Below are 5,068 nucleotides of genomic sequence, written 5' to 3' on the forward strand. Positions count from 1 at the left end.
CTGGGGTCGCCGCACGTCGCCCTGGCCAGCTTCGTGGTGGAAGGCGTGCACAACGCCGACCTCGCCCACTTGCTGACCGAACAAGGGATTGCGGTGCGCGCCGGCCATCATTGTGCGATGCCGCTGCTCAAGCAGATGGGATTGTCGGGGGCGATTCGGGTGTCATTGGCGCTGTACAACGACTCCGATGACCTGGAGCGCTTTTTTGAAGCGCTGGATCAAGCCCTGGATATGTTGCGATGAGCTTGCCGACTGAGGCCGTTGTCGCGCTGGAAGCGTTCCAGGCAGTCGGCAGTTGGGAGCAACGAGCCCGCCTGCTGATGCAATGGGGCGAGCGGCTGCCCGCCTTGCCGGACGAAGACAAGGTGGACGTCAACCTGGTGCAGGGCTGTGAAAGCCTGGTGTGGCTGGTGGGGCGCTTGCAGGATGGGCATTGGCAGTTTGCCGCCAGCAGCGATGCACGGCTGATACGCGGGCTGGTGGCGTTGTTGCTGGCGCGGGTCAACGGTGTGTCTGCCGCCGAACTGCAAGCCGTCGACTTGCCCGGCTGGTTTGAGCAACTGGGCCTGTCGCGGCAGTTATCGCCGTCGCGCAGCAATGGGTTGAATGCCGTGCTTCAGCGGATGCGGGAGTTGAGCCTTATACAAAACTAAATGTGGGAGCGNNCTCCCACATTTTGATCTTCATTCCAGACTGAGATCTAAGGGGCCTTGACCCTGTCAGCAGGCCGGCGCACCCCGGCCACTATCTTGTCCACCGCCTTGGTCGCGGCCACCATGCCGAAGGTCGCAGTCACCATCATCACCGCGCCAAACCCGCCGGCACAGTCCAGCTTCACGCCATCCCCGACAAAACTCTTCTGCAAACAGATGCTGCCGTCCGGCTTCGGGTAACGCAGCTGTTCGGTGGAGAACACGCAGGGCACGCTGTAGTGGCGGGTCACAGTGCGGGAGAAGCCATAGTCGCGACGCAACGTGGAGCGCACCTTCGACGCCAGCGGGTCATTGAACGTACGGTTCAAGTCACACACCTGAATCAACGTCGGATCAATCTGTCCGCCCGCGCCGCCGGTGGTGATGATCTGGATCTTGCGCCGCTTGCACCAGGCAATCAGTGCGGCCTTGGCGTTCACACTGTCGATGCAGTCGATCACACAGTCGATGTTCGGCGTGATGTACTCGGCCATCGTCTCGCGAGTCACGAAGTCCGCCACCGCGTGCACGGTGCAATCCGGGTTGATGCCTTTCAGGCGCTCGGCCATGACCTCGACCTTGGCCTTGCCCACCGTGCTGTCCAGCGCATGCAACTGACGGTTGCTGTTGCTGACGCATACATCATCGAGGTCAAACAGCGAAATCTCGCCCACGCCACAGCGAGCGATGGCTTCCGCCGCCCACGAACCCACCCCGCCCACGCCGACGATGGCCACATGGGCCGCCTTCAGGCGCTCCAGGCCTTCAATGCCATACAAGCGGGCGACGCCGGCAAACCGTGGATCTTCTGTACTCATGACCATTACCCCAAAAACCGGCGCGCATTATAGGGCTACACAGCGACAAGTTTTAAACTACAAGCTACAAGTAAGAGAACTTACGACGAGTTGCACTGCCCAATGTCCGGTTTTTCCCGGCTTGCTGTACGGTCGGTGAAAGGCCAGTGTAGGATGCGCGCCGTTCGGCGCAGGCCGACACCTCTTTTCGTTCCACACCCTTTGGAACCCGAAATAGCCATGTCATCGCGTAAATTTGGACTCAACCTGGTGGTGGTGCTGGCAATTGCCGCGCTGTTCACCGGCTTCTGGGCGCTGATCAACCGCCCGGTCAATGCCCCTAACTGGCCCGAGCAGATCTCCGGTTTTTCGTACTCGCCGTTCCAGCAAGGCCAGTACCCACAGAAAGACCAGTATCCGACCGACGATCAAATGCGTCAGGACCTTGCGATCATGAGCAAGCTGACGGACAACATCCGTACCTACTCGGTCGACGGCACCCTGGGGGATATCCCCAAGCTGGCGGAAGAATTCGGCCTGCGGGTGACCCTGGGGATCTGGATCAGTCCGGACCTCGAGCGCAACGAGCGCGAGATCCAGCGCGCCATCGAAATCGCCAACAGCTCCCGCAGCGTAGTGCGGGTAGTGGTGGGCAACGAGGCGCTGTTCCGCGAGGAAATCACTCCGGAAGCGCTGATCGTGCTGCTGGATCGGGTACGGGCCGCCGTCAAGGTGCCCGTAACCACCTCCGAGCAATGGCACATCTGGGAACACAACCCGCAACTGGCCAAGCACGTCGACCTGATCGCCGCGCACATCCTGCCGTACTGGGAACATATCCCGGTGGACAAGGCCGGCCAGTTCGTCCTCGATCGCGCCCGGGACCTGAAGAAGACCTTCCCGAAAAAGCCGCTGTTGCTGTCGGAGGTTGGCTGGCCGAGCAACGGACGGATGCGTGGCGGTGCTGACGCCTCCCCCGCCGACCAGGCGATTTACCTGCGCACGCTGGTTAACACGCTGAACCGCCAGGGCTACAACTACTTCGTGATCGAAGCGTTTGACCAGCCATGGAAAGCCAGCGACGAAGGCTCTGTAGGGGCCTATTGGGGCGTGTTCAACGCCGCACGCCAGCAGAAATTCAACTTTGATGGCCCGGTGGTCGCGATTCCGCAATGGCGAGTGCTGGCGATCGGCTCGGTGGTGCTTGCGCTGCTGTCCCTGACCCTGCTGATGATCGACGGCTCGGCCTTGCGCCAGCGCGGCCGTACGTTCCTGACCTTTATCGCGTTCCTGTGCGGGTCGGTATTGGTGTGGATCGGTTATGACTACAGTCAGCAATACAGCACCTGGTTCAGCTTGACGGTGGGCTTCCTGCTGGCACTCGGCGCCCTGGGCGTATTTATCGTGTTGCTGACCGAAGCCCATGAGCTGGCCGAAGCAGTCTGGACCCACAAACGCCGGCGTGAATTCCTGCCGGTTGAAGGGGATTCGGACTACCGCCCGAAAGTCTCGATCCACGTGCCGTGCTACAACGAGCCGCCGGAGATGGTCAAACAGACCCTCGACGCCCTGGCCGCCCTCGATTATCCGGACTACGAAGTCCTGATCATCGACAACAACACCAAGGACCCGGCCGTGTGGGAGCCGGTGCGCGACTACTGCGAAACCCTCGGCCCGCGCTTCAAGTTCTTCCACGTCTCGCCCCTGGCCGGTTTCAAGGGCGGCGCACTGAACTACCTGATCCCGCACACCGCCAAGGATGCCGAAGTGATCGCGGTGATCGACTCCGATTACTGCGTGTCGCCAAACTGGCTCAAGCACATGGTGCCGCACTTCGCCGACCCGAAAATCGCCGTGGTGCAGTCGCCACAGGATTATCGCGACCAGAACGAAAGCACCTTCAAGAAGCTCTGCTACGCGGAATACAAAGGCTTCTTCCATATCGGCATGGTCACCCGCAACGACCGTGACGCGATCATCCAGCACGGCACCATGACCATGACCCGTCGCTCGGTGCTGGAAGAGCTGGGCTGGGCCGACTGGTGCATCTGTGAGGATGCCGAGCTGGGCCTGCGGGTCTTCGAGAAGGGCCTGTCGGCGGCGTACTACCACGACAGCTACGGCAAGGGCCTGATGCCCGATACCTTTATCGACTTCAAGAAACAGCGTTTCCGCTGGGCCTACGGCGCGATCCAGATCATCAAGCGCCACACTGCGAGCCTCTTGCGCGGCAAGGACACCGAGCTGACCCGTGGCCAGCGCTACCACTTCCTCGCGGGGTGGTTGCCGTGGGTGGCCGACGGCATGAACATCTTCTTCACCGTGGGCGCCTTGTTGTGGTCGGCGGCGATGATTATCGTGCCGACGCGGGTTGACCCGCCGCTGCTGATTTTCGCGATCCCGCCACTGGCGTTGTTCGTGTTCAAGGTCGGCAAGATCATCTTCCTCTACCGTCGTGCGGTGGGTGTGAACCTGAAAGATGCGTTCTGCGCGGCACTGGCCGGGCTGGCGTTGTCGCACACCATCGCCAAGGCGGTGCTGTACGGGTTCTTCACCACCAGCATTCCGTTCTTCCGTACACCGAAGAACGCCGATAACCACGGTTTCTGGGTGGCGATCTCCGAAGCCCGGGAAGAGATGTTCATCATGCTGCTGTTGTGGGGTGCGGCACTGGGGATTTACCTGGTGCAGGGCCTGCCGAGCAATGACATGCGCTTCTGGGTGGTGATGTTGCTGGTGCAGTCGCTGCCGTATGTGGCGGCGCTGATCATGGCGTTCCTGTCGTCGCTGCCGAAACCGGCACCGAAGCAAGAGCCTGTGGCCGCTGCTTAAAATCCTGCGCAATGCACTAAACGGCGGCCTCTGGCCGCCGTTTTGCTATAAGATAACGGCCATTTTGTGAGACTTGGCCCAGGCCATTGCTTTGTGTGGGAGCGGGCTTGCTCGCGAATGCGCCGGGTCAGTTCATACATTGTTGACTGACACTCCGTATTCGCGAGCAAGCCCGCCCCGCTCCCACACAAGCCCCCCTCCCACATAAGCCTTGCGCCCTGACATGCTTCTGGAGTTTTTACATGACGGCCCACGCCGACCTTTCGCCGACCCTCCAACTCGCTATCGACCTGATCCGCCGCCCGTCGGTGACGCCGGTCGACGCCGATTGCCAGAAGCTGATGATGCAGCGCCTGGGCGACGCCGGTTTTGCGCTTGAGCCGATGCGCATCGAGGATGTGGATAACTTCTGGGCCACCCACGGCAAACACGAAGGCCCGGTATTGTGCTTCGCCGGCCACACCGACGTGGTGCCGACCGGCCCGGTCAAGGCCTGGCAGAACGACCCGTTCGACGCGCTGATCGATGAAAACGGCATGCTCTGCGGCCGTGGCGCAGCCGACATGAAAGGCAGCCTGGCGGCGATGCTGGTCGCTTCCGAGCGCTTCGTGACGGACTACCCGGACCACAAGGGTTCGGTAGCATTCCTGATCACCAGTGACGAAGAAGGCCCGGCGCACCACGGCACCAAGGCCGTGATCGAACGCCTGGCAGCCCGCAAGGAGCGCCTGGACTGGTGCATCGTCG

Annotated in this window: 5 protein-coding genes; 4 read left to right on the forward strand and 1 reads right to left on the reverse strand. The window is 61.5% G+C overall.

What is annotated here, in order from left to right:
• Both HX846_RS12075 and HX846_RS12080 read left to right on the forward strand, forming a co-directional pair.
• Positions 1-243, forward strand: a 243-nt coding sequence (locus HX846_RS12075) for an aminotransferase class V-fold PLP-dependent enzyme (RefSeq protein WP_178965450.1), incomplete at its 5' end; no start/stop codon positions are given.
• Positions 240-653, forward strand: coding sequence for a SufE family protein (locus HX846_RS12080; protein WP_003219344.1), 414 nt, complete (start codon positions 240-242; stop codon positions 651-653). The genes HX846_RS12075 and HX846_RS12080, both read left to right, overlap by 4 nt.
• A gap of 47 nt (positions 654-700) precedes the next feature.
• On the opposite strand, the gene tcdA is transcribed toward HX846_RS12080, so the two are convergent.
• Complete coding sequence (tcdA, locus tag HX846_RS12085; RefSeq protein WP_003219345.1) at positions 701-1,510, reverse strand: tRNA cyclic N6-threonylcarbamoyladenosine(37) synthase TcdA; 810 nt, start codon at positions 1,508-1,510, stop codon at positions 701-703.
• A gap of 219 nt (positions 1,511-1,729) precedes the next feature.
• Between tcdA and HX846_RS12090 the strand changes: the two genes are divergently transcribed.
• Entirely contained in the window at positions 1,730-4,321 is a 2,592-nt protein-coding gene (locus HX846_RS12090; RefSeq protein ID WP_003219347.1) for a glycosyltransferase, read from the forward strand.
• 242 nt (positions 4,322-4,563) lie between these two features.
• Positions 4,564-5,068: M20/M25/M40 family metallo-hydrolase (locus tag HX846_RS12095; RefSeq protein WP_178965451.1), on the forward strand; the 505-nt coding region annotated here is incomplete at its 3' end.

The organism is Pseudomonas sp. K5002 (assembly GCF_013386655.1).
Classification (GTDB): domain Bacteria; phylum Pseudomonadota; class Gammaproteobacteria; order Pseudomonadales; family Pseudomonadaceae; genus Aquipseudomonas.

What these genes read in the sequence shown, in the direction of transcription:
- HX846_RS12090 (WP_003219347.1), top strand. Translation starts at nt 1,730, where the DNA reads ATGTCATCGCGTAAATTTGGACTCAACCTGGTGGTGGTGCTGGCAATT.
- HX846_RS12080 (WP_003219344.1), top strand. Translation starts at nt 240, where the DNA reads ATGAGCTTGCCGACTGAGGCCGTTGTCGCGCTGGAAGCGTTCCAGGCA.
- tcdA (WP_003219345.1), bottom strand. Translation starts at nt 1,510, where the DNA reads ATGAGTACAGAAGATCCACGGTTTGCCGGCGTCGCCCGCTTGTATGGC.